Annotated in this window: 11 protein-coding genes; 9 read left to right on the top strand and 2 right to left on the bottom strand. The window is 45.4% G+C overall.

Annotated features, from left to right (window positions below; translation table 11 throughout):
* The first annotated feature begins 468 nt into the window (after positions 1-468).
* The 4 genes from BTV99_RS06745 (at position 469) to BTV99_RS06730 (ending at position 14,332) form a co-directional block, all read left to right on the top strand.
* Positions 469-1,854: an OmpP1/FadL family transporter gene (locus tag BTV99_RS06745; protein ID WP_075101610.1), complete on the top strand. Its 1,386-nt coding sequence runs from the start codon at positions 469-471 to the stop codon at positions 1,852-1,854.
* Positions 1,855-2,108: 254 nt separating this feature from the next.
* Entirely contained in the window at positions 2,109-5,840 is a 3,732-nt protein-coding gene (locus BTV99_RS13185) for a transferrin-binding protein-like solute binding protein (RefSeq protein WP_083608560.1), read from the top strand.
* A gap of 688 nt (positions 5,841-6,528) precedes the next feature.
* Positions 6,529-12,657, top strand: coding sequence for a transferrin-binding protein-like solute binding protein (locus BTV99_RS06735; RefSeq protein WP_075101609.1), 6,129 nt, complete (start codon positions 6,529-6,531; stop codon positions 12,655-12,657).
* A 127-nt stretch (positions 12,658-12,784) separates the two neighbouring features.
* Positions 12,785-14,332, top strand: coding sequence for a porin family protein (locus BTV99_RS06730; protein WP_075101608.1), 1,548 nt, complete (start codon positions 12,785-12,787; stop codon positions 14,330-14,332).
* Between the two features lie 85 nt (positions 14,333-14,417).
* On the opposite strand, the gene putP is transcribed toward BTV99_RS06730, so the two are convergent.
* Together putP and BTV99_RS06720 are read right to left on the bottom strand one after the other, a co-directional pair.
* Positions 14,418-15,917, bottom strand: coding sequence for a sodium/proline symporter PutP (putP, locus tag BTV99_RS06725; protein ID WP_075101607.1), 1,500 nt, complete (start codon positions 15,915-15,917; stop codon positions 14,418-14,420).
* Between the two features lie 575 nt (positions 15,918-16,492).
* On the bottom strand, positions 16,493-17,365 hold the full coding sequence (locus BTV99_RS06720) for a LysR family transcriptional regulator (RefSeq protein ID WP_075101606.1): 873 nt from the start codon (positions 17,363-17,365) through the stop codon (positions 16,493-16,495).
* A gap of 415 nt (positions 17,366-17,780) precedes the next feature.
* Between BTV99_RS06720 and leuC the strand changes: the two genes are divergently transcribed.
* From leuC to BTV99_RS06695, 5 genes are all read left to right on the top strand, one after another.
* Positions 17,781-19,199 (top strand): 3-isopropylmalate dehydratase large subunit, encoded by a 1,419-nt coding sequence (gene leuC / locus BTV99_RS06715; protein WP_075101605.1) that lies wholly within the window; start codon positions 17,781-17,783, stop codon positions 19,197-19,199.
* A gap of 44 nt (positions 19,200-19,243) precedes the next feature.
* A complete protein-coding gene (gene leuD / locus BTV99_RS06710) occupies positions 19,244-19,894 on the top strand; it encodes a 3-isopropylmalate dehydratase small subunit (protein WP_075101604.1) in 651 nt (216 codons plus the stop codon).
* A 137-nt stretch (positions 19,895-20,031) separates the two neighbouring features.
* Positions 20,032-20,700 (top strand): hypothetical protein, encoded by a 669-nt coding sequence (locus tag BTV99_RS06705; protein ID WP_075101603.1) that lies wholly within the window; start codon positions 20,032-20,034, stop codon positions 20,698-20,700.
* Positions 20,701-20,903: 203 nt separating this feature from the next.
* Positions 20,904-22,007 (top strand): 3-isopropylmalate dehydrogenase, encoded by a 1,104-nt coding sequence (gene leuB / locus BTV99_RS06700; RefSeq protein WP_075101602.1) that lies wholly within the window; start codon positions 20,904-20,906, stop codon positions 22,005-22,007.
* Between the two features lie 377 nt (positions 22,008-22,384).
* Complete coding sequence (locus tag BTV99_RS06695; RefSeq protein ID WP_075101601.1) at positions 22,385-23,518, top strand: L,D-transpeptidase family protein; 1,134 nt, start codon at positions 22,385-22,387, stop codon at positions 23,516-23,518.
* Positions 23,519-23,657: the final 139 nt, after the last annotated feature.

Here is a 23,657-nt window from a genome sequence, read left to right as displayed (position 1 = left end):
TACTTTACTGTGCTGTTCTTTATAAAAATGGTGGTCTAAAACGGCCTGCTTTTTTTACAAAAAAAATTTTATAAAATATATCTATTATAATCAATGAGATATAGTGAATCATATAAGGTGGTATATAGACGACAAGAAAGCGTTTGTGAGGTAAAAAATGCCACATTATTGGCTCAATAGAACAGTGGTGAATATTCTATTAACATAAATCTATCTTTGTAAAATCTCTAAAAGAGTATTGCTATAGTATAGAAGTTTAATTATGATACTGAAATCAGTTACGTTGTCTTACATAGCGGTAATGTCTGATAACAACGAAAGTAAGGTTGCGTAAATCATCGTTACTTTCGACAGTTAAGTCGTTTGGCAAAGGATTGCATAGCATCGGCTGACGTTACTAGTACAGGTCACTAGTCTGTATAGTCTCCGAGCTACTTGCCAGTTATTTTATTCATGGAGGATATCTAAGTGTCTCAAAATTTTCCTATCTCTAAACTTACCCTCGCTCTGATCACGCTATCGGCTGCTTCGTTGACGCAAGCTGCTGGCCTCGACCGTTCTGGTCAAGACATCAAAGGCTTTTTTAATCCTGGTACTTATGCCGAGATTGATTACGCTTACATTGATACTGATGTATCAGCCCATGATAATGCTGGTGCTATCACTACTCCAGGTGGTGATATTAATAATGGCATTACTTCGACAGAAGAGGCTTATAGAAAAGGTAAGTCAACTGGTGATGCAACTCCAGATACATATAGCTTTATGCGCTATGGCGTCAAAACCGACATCAATGAAAACTTCAGTATTGGTGTGTTTTATGACGAACCATTTGGTGCAGAAGTAGAGTACTCTGGCGATAGCACGTTTGTCTCTCAAGCAGGTAAGGATACCATTGCCGACTCATCAACTGGGACATCCGTTCCAAACGAAGTTATCAACTCTTCGGTACTAGACCCAGATTACGACAAAAATACCAACGTCAGTGTACACACTGAATCATGGACAGGTTTGATCGGTTATAAGTCCAATGGCTTTCAAGTCTATGGCGGTCCTGTGATGCAAAAGGTAAAAGCAGATGTGCACTTGCGCGGTCAAGCATACGGTCCGTTGACAGGCTACGATGCTAATGTGAATAGTGACACTGACTATGGCTGGGTAGCAGGCTTGGCGTATAGCAAGCCTGAAATCGCCTTAAATGCTGCCTTAACGTATCGCTCAGAGATTGATCATAAAACCCCAGTGGGAGAGAGAATACCTCTATTAGGGTCACCTCTACGAGATACAGCATTAGGCAAGCTTGGGATTGATCCAGACTCTGCGCTTGGTCAATCAATCGGTGAATATGCCACCACTGATGCGACAGTCACAACGCCTGAGTCTGTGAACTTAAATATCCAAACGGGTCTAAGTGAAAAGTATCAGCTATTAGGTACATTAGATGTACGCTGGGTACCATGGAGTGATTTTACCATCGTACCACCATTATACAATGCTTACTCTAAGGCTGCAGTTCCAGAAGGCCTGCCATTATTATCTTATGACAAAGACCAATGGAAAGTCGACGTGGGTCTAGCCAAACGTTTCAATGAAAAACTAGCAGGTTCGGTCGTGGTTGGTTATGACTCTGGTGCTGGTGATCCGGTGAGCTCGCTTGGTACTATTGAAGGGTTTTATAGTATCGGTGGTGGCGTAAAATACAATGTCACTCCTGAATGGGCGGTATCTTTGGGTGGTAAATATCTGAAGTTTGGCGATGCGACTGGACAACTACCTAACGGTAGTATCGTCAGCAAAGCTGAAGACAATGATGGCTATATCGCGGGCGTAAAGCTGTCTTATCAAAGCCAATAAATTGTGATATCTGACTATCTGAAATCTAACTATAACGGCTTATCTAGCTTATGAGCCAGATAAGCCTACATCACGTCGATACATGTATTTAATTTTTAATAAATGAACGTTTGCGTCATGTTTTATCAGCAGGTACTCGCTGCAATAAATTGACTTTGCAAACTAAATTTGATTATCTATATATCGTACAGACCCATCCTATGTCGTACGAATAGGTAAAGGACTATCTATCAATCATCCATGGAGGAAGAAGAATGTCACCTAATCGTCATTCAATCTCAGTTGTATCAACCGCTAAAAAACTAAAAACTCCACTTAAAGCCAGTGTTGTCCTTTTGACGTCAATGATTTTGGCCGCCTGTAATACAACAGATGAGCCTTCTTATAATCTTGATGATGTCTTTAGCCCAATACCTGGTGCTACCGATAAGCAACTAGAAGAAGCGAAAGCTGAAGCCGAAAAAGCAAAACAGGAAGCTCAAAAGGCGAAAGAAGAAGCTGAAAAAGCAAAAAAAGAGGCCGCCGAGCAAATAGCTGCTGCTGAAAAAGCAGCTGAAGAAAAGGCGGCATCGGCCCTCAAAGCGAAAGAAGAAGCTGAAGCTGCTGCTGCTGCTGCTGAAAAAGCAAAAGCAGATGCCATTAAAGCAAAAGAAGAGGCTGAACAAGCATTAGAGGATGCATTAGCAGCTGGGGGTGGTTCAGAAGCGCTTCAAAAAGAAGCTGATCGCAAGGCGAAATTAGCAGAAGAAGCGGCAGCTGCCGCCGACGCCGCTGCCGCTGCCGCTAATACTGCCCAGCAAGAAGCAGAGGCAGAAGCGACTGCAGCTGCAGCAGCACAACAAGCTGCGCAAGATGCAGCATCAGATGCTGAAATCAAAAACGCTGCTGAAACTTCTAAGTCTGGCGTTCAGTCATTAGATATCAATGCAGGATCAATTGGTTTATTCAAGACAACGACCAGTGACTTTACCGTTAGTGAGGATGGTACAGTCGTTAATGCTCGAGCTGACCTAGCCTCTGATAATCCGGAGACCGAAAAAGTAGATGGATTGCTACCACAAGTGCCAATAACGACATCAGGTGCTGATGATACTCAAGTTGCTAATTCTAATGGCTTTATGAGTCATAAAGACAGTACGAGTATTAATGCGTTGGGCATGGATCTACCACTGACTTATACTTCGACTTATAAAGATTTTGGCAATGATGAGATGCGTATTGGTCACATTAATGGTTCGGTTGCCGCGTTAGGACAGACATTACCAGTCAATGGTGTCGTCGTTATTGGCAACGCTACTGAAGCTGCTAACGTGCCAACAGAAGGTAAAGTAGGCTATACAGGGGACGCAACCTATCGTGAATTGGGTTTAGATAAAGCTATTGAGTTTGGGACTTCAGTATTCACCGCTGACTTTGTGGCCAAAAACGTAAAAGGCGACCTAACCTTTAGTGATAAAACAATCGGTCTAGAAGGAACTATAGACGGCAATAAGTTCTCAGGAACTAAAGACGGCTATAACGCAGATGGTGGCTTCTACGGTGGTGATGCTCAATACTTAGGTGGTGTGTACGAAGGTAAAGGCGCTCAAGGTACTTATGGAGCCAAGAGTGACAATCAAACCGCAGCTGAGCAGGCAGCTAAAGATACAAAAGCGCAAGCAGAAGCTGCTGAAAAAGCGTTAGCCGCTGCTCAAGCAGAAGCGGCGGAAGCTCAAGCTGCTGCAGAACAAGCTCAAGCTGATGCGGCAAAAGCGAAAGCCGATGCCGAAAAAGCACAAGAAGCGGCTGATAACGCTGGCAGTGGCGGCGATGATCAAGCACTGCAAGATGCTTTAGACAGAGCAGCCGCCGCAGAAGAAGCGGCGAAGAAAGCTAAAGAAGACGCAGATGCAGCAATCCAAGCAGCAGCAGATAAAGCGCAAGAGGAAGTTAAAGCGGCACAAGATAAAGTAACAGCGGCTCAGTCAGAAGCGAGTGCAGCTAAAGCGAGTGCAGCCGCTGCTGTAGCCGCCGCAGAAGCAGCCGAAAAAGATGCCGCTGCTAAAATAGCCGCTGCAGAGTCAGCCGCCGCAGAAGATGTAGCAGCAGCTGAACAATTGGCAGAAAAAGCTAGATTAGAAGCTGAAAAGGCAAAAACTGCTAAAGAAACAGCTGAAAAAGAAGCACAAGAAGCAGAAGACAGAGCAACTGCAGCAGCTGAAGCACAAGCAGCAGCTGAAAAGAAAGCTCAAGAGCTGCAAGAACAGCTAGATGCGTTAACGCCAAAATTTGAGTCTGCAGCTGAAGCTGAGCAATCAGGTGTACAGCATTTATCTGTTGATGCAAGTGCATTGGAGATGGGCGTCAAAACAACCACTACTCGTGACTTTGAAATCCGTAGTACCTCAGATGTCGATGCTCGTGCTGATTTGGCGCTTACAGGTGTTCTCCCAGGGCCTATAACCATTCAGGTATCAGGTGACAATGATGCTGAAACGGAAAATGGCTTCAAAGCTTATGAAGGTACTGGAAACGTAACTGGTGAAGGTGATTTGGCTTACATTGCAACCTATAAAGACTTTGGTGCTAACGGTGAGATGCGCATTGCCCATATAGATGGCACAGCAGCCAATGGCGCTGTACCTGTAGATGGTGTAGCTGTAGTGGGTAATAAGACAGCGACGCTACCGACAGAAGGTACGTTTGAGTATGCTGGTGATGCCACCAATCGTAAAGTTGGAGTAGACAATGCGATTGAATATGGCAGTTCTGAGTTCACGGCTGACTTCGTCAATAGTAAAGTTGAAGGTAAGCTTAACTTTATTAAAGCTGGTGAAATTGGGCTATCAGCAGACATCGACGGTAATGAATTCTCAGGGGCGGCCGCCGATGAGAGTGGCTACAATACCGAAGGTGCATTCTACGGTGAAGATGCCAACTTTATTGGTGGTATCTATGAAGGTAATGGCTCACAAGGTACCTTTGGTGCAGAGAAGGATGGTACAGCAGCTAATCCAGTAGCACCAGTTGAGCCAGCACCAGTTGAGCCAACTGATCCTGCTGACACAGACATAACCGGCTTTCAATCGACGGCATTAAGTAGTAAAGAGCGTGAACTACCATTTGGTCAAGGTCAATTAGATTCAGCAATTGGTTATTCAGCAATTCGAGATGATAAAGACACTTGGTCTGGTAATCAAGACGATGTTGCTGCCGATGGAACGCTTCCTGCCGATAAAGTACTAAATACCGGTGATAACTTCACCGCATTTGATACATTGTCGTTGCGTGCTGACATGGTTAAACCGCAGTCTGTGCAACAAGCGCTTAAGATAAATCTAAAACAGGAAGGGGTAGGTACCGTAGGTGTTGAAGCAGGTAAGGGTAATTTCAACCCAGACTTTAATTACAATGCTGTTTATAAAAACTTCGGTACACAAATGCAGACAGGCCATGTTTATGGTTTCATAAACTCAGGCGTTGCCGGTGATGTATCTAGAGTAGCCAACGTTTATGTTCAAGGGAACCTAACCAGTCAAGCGTATATGGACTATCTTGCTGAGGTGAATGATGGTAAAGCTCAATATGTAGGCACCGCTACATATATCGAAAACATCCACCTAGGCGATTTCGATATTGCTAAGTCAGGAGGGATTGCTGACAAATGGACAGCTAGTCCTGCAGCAGGTGCTGCCATAGCACCAGTAAATGGTACGTCTAAGTTTGATGTTGACTTTGTTAACAGCAAGCTTGAAGGTACATTGACGTTTGCAGATGGTGATTATAAATATATGCCTACTAACAATGAAATAAAAATCGAAGCCGATATCACAGGTAACACCTTTGCAGGTAACAATGGTATCGATACTGCTGGTGGTTTCTATGGTGACAAAGCAGAGTTCTTGGGTGGTATTTACCAAGATGCAGGTGATGTAGCTGGTGGTAAAGGTGCAGGCGCTGGAACGGGGACTAAGTTCCAAGGCACCTTTGGTGCAGAAAAGCAATAAATTAGCCTATTAGCTCAGAATAAAAAAAGCGCCTTCGGGCGCTTTTTTTTGTTTATAAAAACCATAAAAGTACTGCTTAATAATAGACTTAGGTTTATATTTTTATTTGATTTTATAAAGTATTTAATACACCGTATTAATAATAATGGTGGTAATACTTTTTAAGTATTGCGGTAAATTTAACTAAGTATTCTTGCTTGTAGAGATATTGTTTTTCTGCTTTTAAATTAATTGGGTAGAAATTAATAAATAAATGAGGTCTTAATAAGTTTATTTTTTATTAAAAAATATTGGTTATATATTTTATATAATATATTTATGGCTAATATAACAAGGTTTCGTTATTTATCCTAAAGTATTGATTTTGCTATACTTTTGGTTAATATATTTTTATAAATATCGTAACTAATAAATGAAGAGTGATATGAATATGTAATATTTAAATTACTATCATTGGGTCTGCCAGGAATGAGTATTTTATCAACTTTAAATAAAAACTGATTCAAAACATATCGTTTAAAAGAAATATGAAATTAATTGGTAACCAAAGGTTACATTATTCATAATTGTAGATATATTTATTGACTTTTTATAAGTGATTTGTTTATCTATGCGTGGCACTAGATATTTGTTGTGCCTAGTATGGATAAATAATGGACTGTTATCAATTCTTCATGGAGGAAGACGAATGTCACTTAACCGTCATTCAATATCTGCTGTAGCGACAGCAAAAAAACTAAAAACGCCGCTGAAAGCTAGCGTCGTTATTTTAACTACTGTAATCCTAGCATCATGCGCTAGTGATGGTGGAGACAGCACCACGCCCAAGCCATCCCCTACAATACCTAAAGATGACAGTGGAACTGCAGGAGGATCAGAAACTGAGGGTAGCGGCGTTGATACTGGCAGTAATGCGCAAGCAGAGGCTGCGATCAAAGCAGCAGAAGCCAAAACAAAAGCAGCAGAAGCTGCCTTAAAACAGGCAAAGGCCAAAACGAAGGCTGCAGAAGACGCACTTAAAGCTGCTGAGATGAAATTTGGTGTCGAGTCACAAAAGGCGGCAGAAGCGTCACAAAAAGCGATTGATGCAGCAAGATCAGAGGCAGCAGAAGCGAAAGCCGCAGCAGAGGCCGCTAGGGTAGAGGCGGTAGCAAAAATTGAAGCGGCGGCACAAGAGGCCGAAGGTAAGATAAAAGCTGCTAAAGAGGCGGCAGCTAAAGAAGCCGTAGCTAAAGTGAAAGTTGCTGAAGCTAACGCAAAAGCTGCTGAGGCCCGTGCAAATACGGCAGAAGCCAAAGCTAAAGAGCTACAAGATTTGTTGGCATCAGAAACGGCTGCCAAAGAAGCCGCTGAGGCAGAAAAGAAAACAGCCGAAGCTGAGACTAAGAAAGCTCAGGACAAAGTTAAAACAGCAGAAGAAAAGGCCGCCGCCGCCATAAAAGCCGTTGCAGCTGCAAAAGCTGAGGCAGATAAAAAGATTGCAGCTCTAAAAGAAGCAACAGCCAGCCAAGTTGCTGTCGCTGAAAAAGAAGCGACAGCGGCAAAAGAAGCGCTTAAAACTGCAGAAGCACAAGCAATTGTAGCGGCAAAAGCAGCAGCGAAAGCGGCAGCTGATGCAGCAGCCGCAGCAGCTAAAGAAGCCGCAGCCAAACTCGAAGCAGTCAAAAGTGCGTCAGAAAAAGAAATTACTGCTGCAAAAAAAGCAGCCGCAGACGCTCAGGCACGTGCTGATAAAGCAGTCAAAGACGCCGCTGATGCCCAAAAACGTGTAGAAGAAGCGGAGGCGATTGCTAAATCAGAGGCTGATAGAGCAGACTTAGAGGCTTTGCGAAAGGAACAGGCGATAAAGCAAGCTGAAGAAGCAAAAGCAGAGGCATTAAAGGCTAAGGATGAAGCAGTAAAAGCAAACAAAGAAGCAGCAGATTCTAAACAGTTAGCCGAAAAAGCTAAAGCGGACTTAGAAACTGCCGAAGCAGCCCTGGCTAAAGCTGAGAAAGACCTAGCAGAAGCGTTGGCAAGTGGAGGTAATCCTGAAGCCCTACAAGCAGAAGTAGATCGTCGCCAGGCCGCCCTTGATGCAGCCAATGCCGAAGTGATCGCCACCCAGCAAGCTCAAGCGGATGCTCTTGCCGCAGCAGAAGCGCAAATTGCAGCCGCTCAGCAAGCCGCGCAAGCAGCAGCCGACGCCTTAGCAGCCTCGCAGATTAAGAACGCACCTGAAGTCGCTAAGTCTGGCGTTCAGTCATTGAATATCAATGTAACTCCACTAAGTAAAGTTTATAACACTACTACCCGTGACTTTGAAGCAACGGATAATAGTATCGTAGCCCGCGCAGACATCGCTTCAGAATCAGAACCAGGCAAAGGTGATGGACTATTAGGTAAAGTTGGCGTCACAACATCAGGTAATGCTGACACAGCGCTTGCGAATGGCTTTATGAGTCATGCTGACAGTGCAGAAGTTTCTGTTCCAGCCTTGGGCCAGACATTGCCTCTAACGTACACCTCAACATACAAAGATTTTGGCGATGACATGCGCATCGGTCACATTGATGGCAAAGCGGTCTTTAGTGGTGTAGAACTTCCAGTCAATGGTGTAGCCGTAATTGGTAATGCCACGCAAGAAGCAAACATGCCAACCGAAGGTAAAGTTGGTTATACAGGGGATGCTACTTATCGTCAGCTTGGCATAGATAATGATATCGAATTTGGTAAATCAGTTTTTACCGCTGACTTTGTTGCCAAAAATGTGAAAGGCGACCTTACCTTTGATAATGCTGGTAAAATTGGTCTTACTGCTGATATCAACGGCAACCAATTCTCAGGTACGGCGGCTGACAATGCTGGTTACAATACTGAAGGTGGATTCTTTGGTGGAGATGCTCAGTATCTAGGCGGTGTTTATGAAGGCAATGGCGCTCAAGGTACCTATGGTGCCAAGAGTGACCTGCAAACTGCTGCCGAACAAGCAGCGATAAAAGCACAAACAGATGCGGATGCAGCCAATGCAGCCATTGCAGGTGTTCAAGCCCAAGCCGACGCTGCCCAAGCTGCTGCCGAAAAAGCACGAGCTGACGCCATCAAAGCGCAAGAAGCCCTAGCAAAAGCAGAAGAAAACTTAGCAAACACCGGTAATGGTGAAGACCTGCTTGCTGCTGCCCTAGAGCGCGCGGCCGCAGCAGAAGCGGCCGAAGCTGCAGCATTAGATGCGGCAACCAAAGCGACAGCTGCTAAAGATGCGGCCATTAAAGCACAAGCTGCAGCAGAAGATGCGGCCATTAAAGCACAACAAGCAGCCGACAAAGCCATTGGTGATGCCAAAGCAGAGGCTAATCAGAAAGTAGCAGAAGCCAATCAGCAAGCAGCTGATGCAAAAGCACAAGCGGCGGATGCCCAAACACGAGCTGATGCAGCAGAAGCCGCCGAAGCTAAAGCCAAAGCTGAAGCTATCACCGCCAAAGAACAAGCGGAAACAGCGATTGCTGCTGCTAACGCCAAAGCCGATCAAGCCAACCAACAAGCAAGTGCAGCACAAGCATTAGCGCAAGCTGAGAAACAAAAGGCTGAAACAGCTCAAGCGGAAGCGGATCAAGCCAAGAGTGAGCTGGTAACTGCACAACAAAAACTGGCTGAAGTAGAACAAGCACTAGCGGATGCTCTAGCTTCAGGTGGCGGCAATACCGAAGCCCTACAAGCAGAAGTAGATCGCCGCCAAGCGGCACTTGATGCAGCAAATGCGAAAGCGGCCGCCGCTCAGCAGGCACAAGCCGCAGCGACTGCCGCAGCAGAAGCGCAAATCGCAGCCGCTCAGCAAGCCACTCAAGCAGCAGCCGACGCCTTAGCTGCTTCTCAAATCAAAAACGCACCTGAAACTGCTAAATCCGGTGTGCAGCATATCAGTATCGATGCCACTGGACTAAATCAAGGTATGTTGACAACCACGACTCGTGACTTTGGCATTACGGATGAGACGCAAGTACAAGCACGGGCAGATATCGCCTCTAGAGGATTAGTCTCTGATCCTGTAGCGCTTCAAGTCAGTGGTGACAATGATACAGCAGTAGCAGGATCTAGTGGGTTCAACTCATTTGAAAATACCACCAAAGTGGTTACTGCTTCACTGGGTGAACAGGACCTTGTCTACACCTCAACATACAAAGACTTTAGTGATGACTTAAGAGTGGCTCATATTGACGGTGCCGCTGCTGGCCTATTACCTGTCAATGGTGTGGCTGTCGTTGGTAATGCAACCCAAACTGCTAACATGCCAACTGAAGGTAAAGTTGGTTATACAGGAGATGCCACTTATCGCGAGACTGGTTTAGACAAAAACATTCAATTTGGCATCTCAGTCTTTACCGCTGACTTTGTTGCTAAAAACGTGAAAGGTGATCTTAGCTTTGCTAACGCCGGTAAGATTGGTCTAACGGCTGATATCAATGGTAACCAATTCTCAGGCAGTGCAGATGCTAACGGCGGTTATCTCACTGAAGGTGGATTCTTCGGTGGTGACGCTCAGTATCTAGGCGGTGTTTACCAAGGCAATGGTGCTCAAGGTACTTACGGAGCCAAGAGTGACAAGCAAACTTCTGCTGAACAAGCAGCTGTGAAAGCACAAGCAGATGCGGATGCAGCCAATGCAGCCATCGCAGGCGTTCAAGCACAAGCTGCTGCTGCCAAAGCTGCAGCAGAAAAAGCGCAAGCAGACGCCATCAAAGCACAAGAAGCCCTAGCAAAAGCAGAAGAAAACTTAGCAAACGCCGGTAATGGTGAAGACCTGCTTGCTGCTGCCCTAGAGCGCGCGGCCGCAGCAGAAGCGGCCGAAGCCGCTGCTCTAGAAGCCGCAGCGACAGCAGAAGCCGCAAGACTAGCCGCTGAGAATGCTCAAGCAGCAGCAGAAGAGGCTGTGATCCAAGCTGAAGCTGCAGCTCAAGCTGCCATCGGTGATGCCAAAGCAGAGGCCGCACAGAAAGTAGCAGAAGCCAATCAGCAAGCAGCTGATGCAAAAGCACAAGCGGCGGATGCCCAAACACGAGCTGATGCGGCTGAAACGGCAAGATTAGAGGCTGAGGCTAGAGCAAAAGCAGCAGAAGATGCTCTTGAAGCCGCGCAGCAGCTACCACCAGCGCCTACTAATCCAAAGGCTCCCGTCAATGTAACAATAACTGGTTTCCAAAACAGTATTGCAGATCATGATAATAGTGGTATAAGTGCAAATACTTCTGCTAGCTATGATACGTACACTGCGCTTTTGAATGAGACAGGTTCAGGAGACTTTAAAAACTCTATAAATGTAGAATTGAGAAACGCATCTGACGAAGATTATGAAGGTAGTTTCAAAAAGAGCGAACTTAAGCAGATTGGCGGTATATTTAATAATAAATTAAATTATACGTCAACTTATAAGAACTTTGATGAGCAGATGCAGATTGGTCATGTATATGGAGACCTTAAAGGCCTAGCCAATGTAATCCGACTATCTAAGTTATCGAACGTATATGTACAGGGTAATAGTACAAATATCGACGATATGCAGTATATGAAAGAGCTATCACAGTACAATATCGATAACGGCATTAATGATGGTAAAGTTGACTATAACGGTGTAGCCAGCTATATCGGCAATAGTAAAAGTGAGATCATTGGAAAAGATCCAATCATTGGTACTTCAGAATTCAAAGTTGATTTTGTTGATAGCCAAGTCGATGGGACGTTATCCTTTGATGGCTCTAGCGTTAGTCAGAAGAAGATTAAAGCTGAAATCACTGGTAACACCTTTGCAGGTAACTGGAACGGCGTTGATACAAAAGGCGGCTTCTTTGGAGAAGATGCCAAGCTTTTAGGCGGTGTCTATCAAGTCTCTGGCGGAAAGGGAACGTATGGCGCTACTAAGGTGGACCCAAGCGCAGAGCCAGTACCAGAACCTAAAGCCATAACAGGTGTGATGAGCAATACCATTAGTAGCGTATCAGGCTTAGGCACCGATGATGCGATTGGTTATCGTCAGTTTGTGACAGATAATCAAACCTTTACCACTACAACGGGTGAAGGTGAAGAGACGACACCGAACATAGTTGAAGATAGTGCTGTAGATAATCTGCCAAGCTATGATAAGTTTGCAGCCCGTCTTGATATTGTTAAACCTAACAAATTCAAGCAACCTGCTATGATTACAACGGTTAGAAATAATGATGTCGCCTTTGACGCTGATAGCGGTTTTATGAAGTCTAAGGACAAGAATTCTGTTACCTTCAAAAATGTCGGGTCTGTCATTGGTGACATTGATTTAAAATATAATTACGACTCTGTGTATAGAAACTTTGACACACAGATGCAGATAGGCCATGTCTACGGCGATCTTGTTAAAGAAAGTGGTATCGGTAGTGGGGTGAAATCACGCTATACCAATGTTTACGTTATGGGCCAAGCAACTGAGAATATGCCAACTGATGGTAATGTTCAATATGCTGGCGTGGCCACCTATATGGACAATCTACATTTAGGCTCAGGCGCTATCAAAGACCCAGTGGTCAATGGCACATCGACATTTAATGTAGATTTCGTCAATGATTCTATGACAGGTGAGCTGACATTTGCTGGTATTAATAAAAACATTGGCATCAGTGCTAATATTACCGGAAATACTTTCGCTGGTAGTAAGGACAATATTGCGACATCAGGTGGTTTTTATGGTGATGGTGCAAAGTTCCTAGGAGGCATTTATCAAGAAGCTCAACCTGGTAATGTAGCAGGAACAGGTACCACACCAGGAACAGGCACGACCTTTCAAGGAACCTTTGGCGCCGAAAAGCAATAAAGGAATATGACTGTACAACCCAAACGAAAAAGCGTCTTAGGACGCTTTTTTTCTCGCTTAAACGTTTAAAATCCCTTAGGATGATTAAGTTTGGAAGATTAATGATCATACTTAGGTAAGGATACCCATGAATAATCAATATATGCTCAAACCTCTTACGCTCTGTGTTTCACTAATGATGGCTTATTCTGTACCCGTCATGGCAGAAGATACGCCACCAGACATAGGGCCGGAGCTTGATCAGGCAACTGAGCTGCTCAAACGTGAAAATCAAACAGCAGTATCAGATCCCACAGCGCCATCTACCGCGGTTTCTGATACAGAGGCGCAGCGTGCCATCAAAAGTCGTCAGCAACTTGCTGCTGCCACGACATACAATTTGGCGGCGTTAAAAGCCAACCCAGCGGCGTTTAGTAAGTTTTTAAATGATGCGTTAGCCGCGCAAGATATGGTCACGGTAAAAGAAGTATTGCCGCATTATAAAGCACTTAAAACCAATGATCCCATGCTCATCAAATTCGCTGACGCCTTAATATATCGCAGTGAAGCCAAAAACAAGCAAGCCATCGCCATTTACCGTGAGATGCTCGCAGCAGATCCAGATTTTCACCCTGTACGCCTAAATATGGCGCTTGCCATGCAAGCAGATAAGCAGTATGCCGCCGCAAAAGAGCAGTTTTTAAAGCTACAGTCGGTTGATTTACCAGCGCCTGTGATGGCGAGAGTTCAAAACTCGTTGGCTCAAATAAATAGTTCAGAAAAATGGCAGTTTAACGTCTCAGCCAGCTATGTCAGAGATAGCAATATCAATGACGCGCCGTCTAAGTCTATTCAATCTAGTCTGGGGCGTTCAATCGAACAAAAAACGGCCAACGGTATTCAGGTGTCTGGCAGTGCCAATAAGCGCTTTAATTTACCTGAGAATTTTTATGCAACCGTAGGCGGAAATGCTTCACTAAAAGGCTACTGGGATGAAACGGATTATAACGATTATCTGCTGACCGCTTCTGCTGGTATTGGTTATGATGATGCCAAAAATGATGTCTCACTCACACCGTTTGTGACCAAGCGGTATTACGATGAAGAAGATTATAGCCTACGTAAAGGGGTCACGGTCAGCGGCTCACGCTGGGTAAAACCAAAGTTGAAATTGACGGCCACCGGTATTTTGTCCAATGAAACGTTTGAGGATGACGACAATAAAAACCGAGAAACCGATGGTCAGTTCCTTGGCCTAAACGCATTTTATATCAAAGATGCCAAAGAGTACTTCTATGGTGGATTGGGTAATTATCAAAACGATGTCCCCAAATCAAGCATCATCAGCTACGATCGCAATTCTGTCAATGTCGGTTGGGGGCGTGAATGGAAGCACGGTATATCTACCCTTGCGACAGCAGGCTATGGTATCAAAGAGTACGAAGATCCTGCAGATGCCTATCCAGCTGGTAGTGGTGCATGGTTGGGCTACTATAATGCAGTGGGCGGTAAGCCGGGTACAAAACGCGAGGATAAAACCACCTCACTAGGTCTACAAGTCTGGAAGCGCGATATCACAGTGCTTGGTCTGACTCCAAGACTGGTGTTTGACTATGAAACGACCTCTAGTAACTTTGGTTATTATGATGATCGTGATGAAAAATCAGCGACGGTATTATTAACCAAGACTTTCTAAGTATCTTACCAGTTTTGTATTAGCCAAATAAAACCCTCGCTATCTCGGATAGCGAGGGTTTTTTAGTGTTCGATAGTTTATGAACTTATTTGTTTAAATTCAGCTCCATCTCTTTATATTTGGCAGATACCGAAGGTCTTGGACCGCCAGTCATGATACTCACTGCAAAGATAGCAATGGTACTTAAAATAAAGCCTGGAACGATGGCGTATAACCAACTATTTAGTGGTACGCCATTCATCTCAAATGGACCATAGACCCATAGGATGACTGTCAAGGCACCGACGACCATACCGGCGACAGCGCCGTTACGGTTCATGCCGCGCCATGTCAGACTAAAGATAACGAGTGGGCCAAATGCCGCGCCAAATCCTGCCCAAGCGTTAGAAACGAGGTTCAGTACTGAGCTGTCTGGGTTCGACGCTAATAAGATAGCGATGACAGCAACGACAATCACAGAAATACGGCCGACCAGTACTTGGCGCGCCTCTGGTGCTTCTTTATCAAAAAACAGCTTATACACATCTTTCGTCAATGAGCTTGATACCACCAATAGCTGAGATGAGATGGTACTCATGATCGCTGCCAAGATGGCCGCTAACAAGAAGCCTGAAACCAATGGATGGAATAAAAACTGCGTGAATACCAAAAAGATGGTCTCAGGATCATCTAGAGTCATCGCGGTTTTTTGTACGTAAGCGCGACCGGCGATACCCGTCACACAAGCACCGATCAGGCTGATAATCATCCAGCTCATACCGATGTTACGCGCTGTTGGAACATCTCGCACTGAGCGAATCGCCATAAAGCGCACGATGATATGCGGTTGACCAAAATAGCCTAATCCCCAAGCGAGTAGCGAGATGATACCAAGTGCTGTCATGCCGCTTGTGATATCGAGCATACTAGGATCGATGGTTCTGATGGCATCAGTCGTGGCTGATACGCCGCCCAGATCTGTCAAGGCAACGATAGGGACGATCACCATGGCAAACAGCATGATGACACCCTGTACAAAGTCCGTCATCGACACGGCAAGGAAACCACCAAACAAGGTATAAATGACGACCACACCAGCGGTGACCCATAAGCCTGTGCTATAAGATAGGTTTAATGAGCTTTCGAAAAGTTTACCACCCCCCACAAGACTTGCAGCGGTATAGACGGTAAAGAATAGAATGATGACAACGGCTGAGATGACACGTAGCATGTGTGACTTGTCTTCAAAGCGGTTGGCGAAGTAATCGGGTAGGGTAATAGCGTTGTCAGCTACTTCGGTATACACACGAAGGCGAGGTGCCACGATGATATAGTTTAAAAAAGCACCCAATGTCAGACCGATGGCAATCCAAGCACTGACCACGCCATCGGCATACATAGCGCCTGGTAATCCAAGCAATAGCCAGCCTGACATATCTGAGGCACCCGCTGAGAGTGCCGTTACTGCTGGGCTGAGATTACGGCCACCGAGCATATAGCCTTCTGTGTCATTGGCCTGCTTAAAGTAAGCATAAATGCCAATCCCAATCATCACTAAAAAATAGGCGCCGAGCGATATCAGCACGCCACTAGAAACTCCGTTCATATAAATTGTCCTTAACCAACTGCGTTGGCGGTAATTATTTTTAACTATAAAGAGTAAGTATTACAAGACGTTGTCCAAAACAATATCTAAAGACAAAAAAAGCCATTAAGTAGGACATAATGGCTTTGATTCAATATCTGCTGTTAGTTTTATATGATTGGCGTTGCTCTAGGGCGAAGGTATATAGATCATGACACTGCGATTATCGACCAAATCATCCGCTCATAAATAGCACATGGCGTAGTCAATAAAGATTGTCATTCAACAAGGAGCAAATCAAAAAGTCGATGCTTCGCTTTATCGCATTTGCCAGTTATATACCTATAGTTATATAACTATATTGGTCGCCAATATAACCAATCATTTAAAACCATTAAACCTACTGACACCTATCATATATTACTCGAAGTGTTCAATATATGACTATCAGTGTTTATATGGTAAATTTTTGTTATAAAAACAACGTCAAGCGTATTATAACGTATGACTACTACAAATGCGAATGGCGTGCTTGCTAATGGTAAGGCACAAGAATTATGCGCCTTGACTGATGCTATATAGTATGAGTCACTTTATTAATCGATAGGAGATAGTAGATCCAATAGCGCCGTCACACTGCTAGATTGAGTCAGCTTTGGATTGATGACCACGCCCAGATAACGCTGTAACTCGATATTGTCCGCCATATCGATACGCTCTAAGTCTTGACTGATCATGGTCTGCGGCAGTACCGACCAGCCAAGACCGACAGAGACCAGCATACGAATAGACTCTAATGGGTTGGTGCTCATGGTCGCATAAGGCTTGAGGTTATGCTTGGCAAACTCAGCCAGCGTAATCTGACTGGTAAAGGTATTGGCCGATGGTAAAATCGCAGGATAGCGAGCCAACTGCTCGAGCGTCACATTGGATTTGGTCGCCAATGGTGACAAAGTGCCTGTCATAAAGTATAAAGGGTCAGACCAAAGCGTATGGTAGGTCAGCCGCTTGTCGTAGACAGGTGGCAAAGTGACAAACGCCAGTGACAAGTCACCATCTAATACTGCTTTGTGTGCCGCCTCTGAATCGACAAAATGCACTTCTAGCTGGACGGCAGGATACGCTTGGATAAAGTGTTTGAGGACAGGCGCTAAATGGTGTAGGCCAATATGATGGCTGGTACCGATGATCAGCTTACCTGATACAATATGCTGGGAGTGCTGCAGGTTTATCTTGAAGTTTTCATAATCTTCAAGCCAGCGTTTGGCATGTGGCAGCATTTCGGTCGCCGCTTGCGTGGGTACAATACCGCGTCCGACAGTATCGAACAAAGTGATGTTAAACTCATCTTCCAAATTTTTGATACGTTTACTGACTGCAGGCTGAGTGATAAACAGCTTTTCGGCTGCGCCTGAGATGCTGCCAGTGTGCATAACGGTAACGAATGTCGTCAAATTTGTGGTGTTCAAACGGATGTCCTTAGCTACTTTGTAAGCTATAAATAAAAGTTGGCTGACCCAATCACAATGTATTAGAAATAAAAGTTTGTGTCTATGTAAAAATCATCAATTATTATTATAGGATTAGCCTGCTATAATCACAAGACATCGAGACGTATTGTCACATATTTATTGCATAAACGGCGGTGTTTTTTCGTATAACGCTTGTTTTAAGCGCAGTTTTTAGCAATAAATACTAGATAAGTATGCCGACCTGACAAAGCGTTGGCGTAGAGATAAGACATACCAACATACTACCTAGACTAGACCTCATTTTTGCTTACCGATAGCAAGCAGGTAAAATAGTAAGTCAGTTAAAATAGTAAGTCAGTGAAAAACTGAGCAATTAGCAATTAGCAATTAGCAATCAATAAAGGATAGCAATATGGCCGGTCAAACGTTATATGACAAACTTTGGAACGCTCACGAAGTCACCAAGCGTGATGATGGCTCGAGCCTGATTTATATCGATCGCCATTTGCTGCACGAAGTGACAAGTCCGCAAGCTTTTGAAGGCTTAGAGCTGGCCAATCGCACACCGTGGCGTCTGTCTGCGAATATCGCAAGCCCAGATCATAACGTCCCAACAGTGACCAAAGAGCGCTTAGAGGGCGTGTCGGGTATCAAAGACAAAGTATCGCGCCTGCAGGTACTGACGTTGGATGAAAACTGTAGCAAGTTCGATATTGCTGAGTTTACCATCAATGATGCGCGTCAAGGTATTTTGCACGTGGTCGGTCCTGAGCAGGGCTTGGTGCTGCCCGGTATGACAGTGGTCTGCGGTGATTCACATACCGCCACTCATGGCGCGCTAGGTTGTTTAGCGCATGGCATCGGTACCTCTGAGGTTGAGCATGTCTTAGCCACTCAGTGTTTGATTCAAAAGAAATCAAAAAATATGCAAATCCGAGTCAATGGTACGCTTGGCGCTGGCGTGACGCCAAAAGATGTGGTGCTAGCGATTATTGCCAAAATCGGTACGGCAGGCGGCACAGGATACGCTATTGAATTTGCAGGGCAAGTGTTCGAAGACATGAGCATGGAGGGGCGCATGACCGTCTGTAATATGGCGATTGAGGCGGGCGCACGCGTTGGTATGGTGGCGGTCGATGATACAACGATTGACTATGTCAAAGGTCGTCCTTATGCGCCGACCGAGGAGCAGTGGGAGCAAGCCGAAGCTTATTGGCGTACGTTATACTCAGATGATGATGCCGTATTTGATAGCGTAATTGAGATTGATGGTAGTGAGATTGCGCCGCAGGTGTCTTGGGGCACGTCACCTGAAATGGTCGTCGATGTCACTCAGTCTGTTCCGACACCTGACGAAGCTATCGATGAGGCGCAACAAGAAGGCTGGCTACGCGCATACACCTATATGGGCCTAAGTGCAGGGCAAAAGATTACTGATATCCAGCTTGATCGTATTTTTATTGGCTCATGCACCAACTCGCGTATCGAAGACTTGCGTGATGCTGCTGCGGTCATCAAAGGCCGCAAAGTCGCTGACAATATCAAGGAAGCGATCGTGGTGGCGGGCTCAGGGCAGGTCAAGCAACAGGCAGAGTCAGAAGGCTTGGATACCGTCTTTACGGAGGCGGGTTTTGAGTGGCGTGAGCCTGGCTGTTCGATGTGCCTTGCGATGAATGCCGATAAGCTAGAGCCTGAAGAGCATTGTGCCTCAACCTCTAACCGTAACTTTGAAGGCCGTCAAGGCAATGGTGGTCGTACGCATTTGGTCAGCCCCGCGATGGCAGCAGCAGCAGCATTGGCGGGTCACTTTGTCGATGTGCGTACGTTTTAAGACCGTTCATCCATAACTCCCTCATTGAATTGATAGGAAAAACTATGCAAGCTTATAACACCCAAACGGGTATCGTTTGCCCACTTGATCGCGCAAACGTCGATACCGACCAGATTATCGCCAAGCAGTTTTTAAAATCTATTAAGCGCACCGGTTTTGGCGTCAATCTATTTGACGACTGGCGTTATTTGGACGAAGGGTTTCCGGGGCAAGATAATAGTAAACGCCCGATCAACCCTGATTTTGTCTTAAATCAGCCCCGCTATCAAGGTGCTACCATTTTGCTGGCACGCAGAAACTTTGGCTGTGGCTCAAGCCGTGAGCATGCGCCTTGGGCACTGTCAGAATATGGCTTTCGTACGATTATTGCGCCAAGCTTTGCCGACATTTTTTATAATAACTGTTTTAAAAACGGTATGTTGCCCATCGTCTTAGACGAAGAGATTGTCGATGAATTGATGAAAGCGACCATGGCCAATGAAGGCTATGAGCTCACCGCCGATCTTGAGCGTCAAATGGTCATCACTCCAAGCGGTGAAGAGTACGCTTTTGAGGTCGATGAGTTTCGTAAGCATTGCTTGTTAAATGGTCTTGATGACATCGGACTGACTTTGCAGCAAGGCGACGCCATCAAAGCGTATGAGGACAAGATGAAGCAAAAAACACCTTGGGTGTTTAATGACGTACAAGCATAAACAAAGTGCCTCTTAACCGCGGTGGGCAACGTGCTGAACAATAGTAATGCAGCGTTGAGTTATGGCGGTGAACTGGCTAAAATAAGGGGGTCGTTGTGTTGTTTTTATCTTCCTTATTATAAACAGTAGCCGCCATTATGAATAAAACACGTTATGCTTTGTGGACCAGTACAGTGATTGCTGCCAGTTTTTTAATGTCAGGCTGCCAGCTATTAACCGGTTATCAAAAAATCGATGAAGCCGAAAATGCCAAAGTATGGGTAGGCCATATTCAGCCAGTCGCAGGCGAGGTAAGTATCGCGTGTGTTGGAACCTATCACTGCGAAATCGTGCAGATAGACAAAACACTCGTCATCGCTCCTGACAGTCACGAGCCGGTAAATCCAGCCATGGTGACGACGCTTGCAGAGGGCGTAAAAAAAGCCTCAGCCAGTGCAGGGATGACGCCGCTTGTCAATAAAAAGTCGATCAAGATAGTGCCGCTATCCGCCTCTGCAATGCCAGGATTGACCAATTACTATGCCAGAGTCATGCCAGCCAAGCGCGAAATTCACGTCAACTTCTATCCAGAAAACAACGTGGGCTATGTTGAGCGTTTTGCCATGATTCATGATTTTACTCAGGCAGGGACTTATCAGTTACGTGCTTATCAAAAAAAACCTAGTAACAAGTCAGGCAGCTTGCTAGAGACCGCGTCGCCCGAGCCTTTATGCATTGAGCTGCTACAGGGTAGTACCGTACAGCGCCGGTTTTGTAAGCAGTTAGATAGCAAGCATCGAGGTGAGTTTGTAGAAACCCGTATATAAAAATCTGGTTAATACGTTGAGGTCATCCATCTATGCCAGATAGCCTGCTTGACTGTCGTTTGTTTCATGTTTAACGCAGTTTTGGGATAAAGACACGCCTTAAAAGCCGCTAAATACGCTGTAGCGAAGGCGTATCTTTTTGTACGTTTTAGCAAAAACCCATAGCAATATTATTCAATAAAAACCTATCAAAAAGGATCAGTATGGCAACGATTTTGACACTAGCGGGCGATGGCATCGGCCCTGAGATTATGACCCAAGCCATTGATGTATTAAATGCCGTCAATGATAAGTTTGCGTTAAATTTGACCCTCGAATCTGGACTGATCGGCGGCGTCGCCATCGATGCGACTGGCGTGCCTTTACCAGATGAGACCTTGGCTCGTGCCCGTGCCGCCGATGCAGTATTACTAGGCGCGGTCGGTGGTCCAAAATGGGATGGTATCGAGCGCAGCAAGCGTCCTGAGCGTGGTCTTCTGAAGATTCGCGGTGAGCTTGGCTTGTTTGCCAACCTACGTGTGGCAAAGCTGTATCCCCAGTTGGCCAATGCCTCGAGCATTAAGCCTGAAATCATCTCAGGTCTCGATCTACTAATCGTGCGTGAGCTGACAGGCGGGATCTATTTTGGGGAGCCGCGCGGTATTCGTACGCTAGATAATGGTGAGCAGCAAGGCTATAACACCATGGTATATAGCACAAGCGAGATTCAGCGTATCGGCAAGGTGGCATTTGAGTTGGCAAAAACGCGGGCAGCCGCGACAGGTAGTGCTGCCAAAGTCTGCTCAGTGGATAAGGCCAATGTCTTAGAGGTCACTGAGCTGTGGAAGCAGACGATGATTGAGATGCAGCAGGCTGAGTATGGTGATGTGGCGTTATCACATATGTATGCTGATAATGCGTGTATGCAGCTGATCAAAGACCCAAAACAGTTTGACGTTATGGTGACGGGCAATATGTTTGGTGACATCTTATCTGACGAAGCTGCGATGCTGACAGGGTCCATTGGTATGTTGCCATCAGCCAGTCTTGATGCGTCAGGAAAAGGCATGTACGAGCCTTGTCATGGCTCGGCACCGGATATCGCAGGGCAAGACAAGGCCAACCCATTAGCGACGATATTATCTGTTGCCATGATGCTGCGCTATACCTTTAAGCAAGAAGCGGCCGCCCAAGCCATTGAGCAAGCAGTCAGCGACGTGCTGGATGATGGACTTCGTACGCTCGATATTTTAGATCCTAGTGAAGCTGGATTGACCCAGGTTGGCTGTCAGCAAATGGGACAAGCCGTTTTGGCAAAATTGGTATAAGGCTCTGCGATATTGCGCCCTATAAAAAGCCATATACAAAGTCTGACGACTCATTTAACGTCTGACGGCTCATTTTTTGACTATTAAATCATTATATGTTGTAAATTTAGTACCCATAAATTGCTGTGCAGTTTATGGGTTTTTTATATTTGTCTTATATTCATTTGGCTGCGCTGGGTAACATAACCAACCTGTTATCCGCAAAAAAGTACTTTTATTAACACAGCTTGTGCAGAAGGCCGGTCTTATTAACATAAAGGTGTTATATGCTCACAGACCGATATGGCACCATATTTCACGTATACAACTGATAAAAAACAATCTGATAAAAATAATCGATATAACAATAAAACCTGATAAAAATGCTAGGAGCACACATGTATCATTTAAATAAAATCAGTGCAGCGCTCGCCGCGGTTGGTTTTTCAGCTGCCGTATTGATAGGACAAAGCGTTATCGCCGATACAGACAATGCCAGGGGCGATGCTCAGGCAACGATGAGCAAATCCGCCGCCACTAAAGACGTTAGCCCAGTCACCAACGGCGTCAGTCAAAAGCTGACTGGTGATAGCAAAACGTCGATGTCGCTTAACAAACTGCTTCCTACCATTAAGTACAGCACCGACGATTTGCCAGCGATGGCAAAAAAAGTAAACGACGCCAGCTGGACGTCAGGTACTAATATCGATCGGACAATTGGCACCAAGTTACAAGCATTATTAAACTGGCATCACAGTGGCGTGGGTGCGGTCGATGGATACTGGGGAAAAAACACCAAAAAAGCCATGCAAGCCTTTCAAAAAGCCAATGGCCTAAGTGTCACAGAGGCTTTAAATACCGAGACTTGGCAAGCCCTTACGAGTGATAAGGTGCTTATGATGCAGCCTGTGTTGGTCAGCTACCAATTGACAGACGCGGACGTCGATATCAAAACCACTACTATCCCAGCGGGCGCTACCGCAAAAGCTGAGCTAGAGGGTCTGTATTATGAAAGTGTGATAGAGGCGTTGGCAGAGAAGTTTCACATGAGTGAAAAATATCTCAAAACCCTAAACTCCAATGCCAGCTTTTCAGCGGGTGAGACCATAACGGTCTATAATCCAGGAAACCCTAACACCGCGCCCGTCAGCCGTGTGGTCGCTGACAAAACCACCCAGACGCTATATGCGTACGATGACAAAGGGACACTGGTTGCCAGTTATCCGACGACAGTAGGGAGTACGGCCACTCCGTCGCCATCAGGCACGCATACAGTAGAGGTCAAGGTTCATGAGCCCAACTATACTTATACTGCCAATGATGGGAACAAAGCTATCTTGCCGCCAGGCCCTAACAACCCAGTCGGCTCTGTGTGGATTGGCCTGAGTAAACCCTCTTATGGTATTCATGGCTCACCGGACCCTGCCCGTATCAGCCGTCAAGCATCTGCAGGCTGCGTGCGTCTGACCAACTGGGATGCCTTGGCGCTATTGGGTGTCATACAAGATGGGGCTACGGTAGAGTTCAAATAGCTTTAGGCAAAAGACAGAGGGCATGAAACCATCAAAGTTTTTTGCTTATAAGGGCGGGTTTTATGAACGCGTCAAAAAAATACCGCTAACCATCAGTTAGCGGTATTTTTATGCGGGTATGGCGGATATAGTCATTACT

It is taken from the genome of Psychrobacter sp. Rd 27.2 (assembly GCF_001921755.1).
In the GTDB taxonomy this organism is placed as follows: domain Bacteria; phylum Pseudomonadota; class Gammaproteobacteria; order Pseudomonadales; family Moraxellaceae; genus Psychrobacter; species Psychrobacter celer.
The sequence above is the reverse complement of the archived record's forward strand: the minus strand, read 5'-3'. Positions and strand labels throughout refer to the sequence as shown.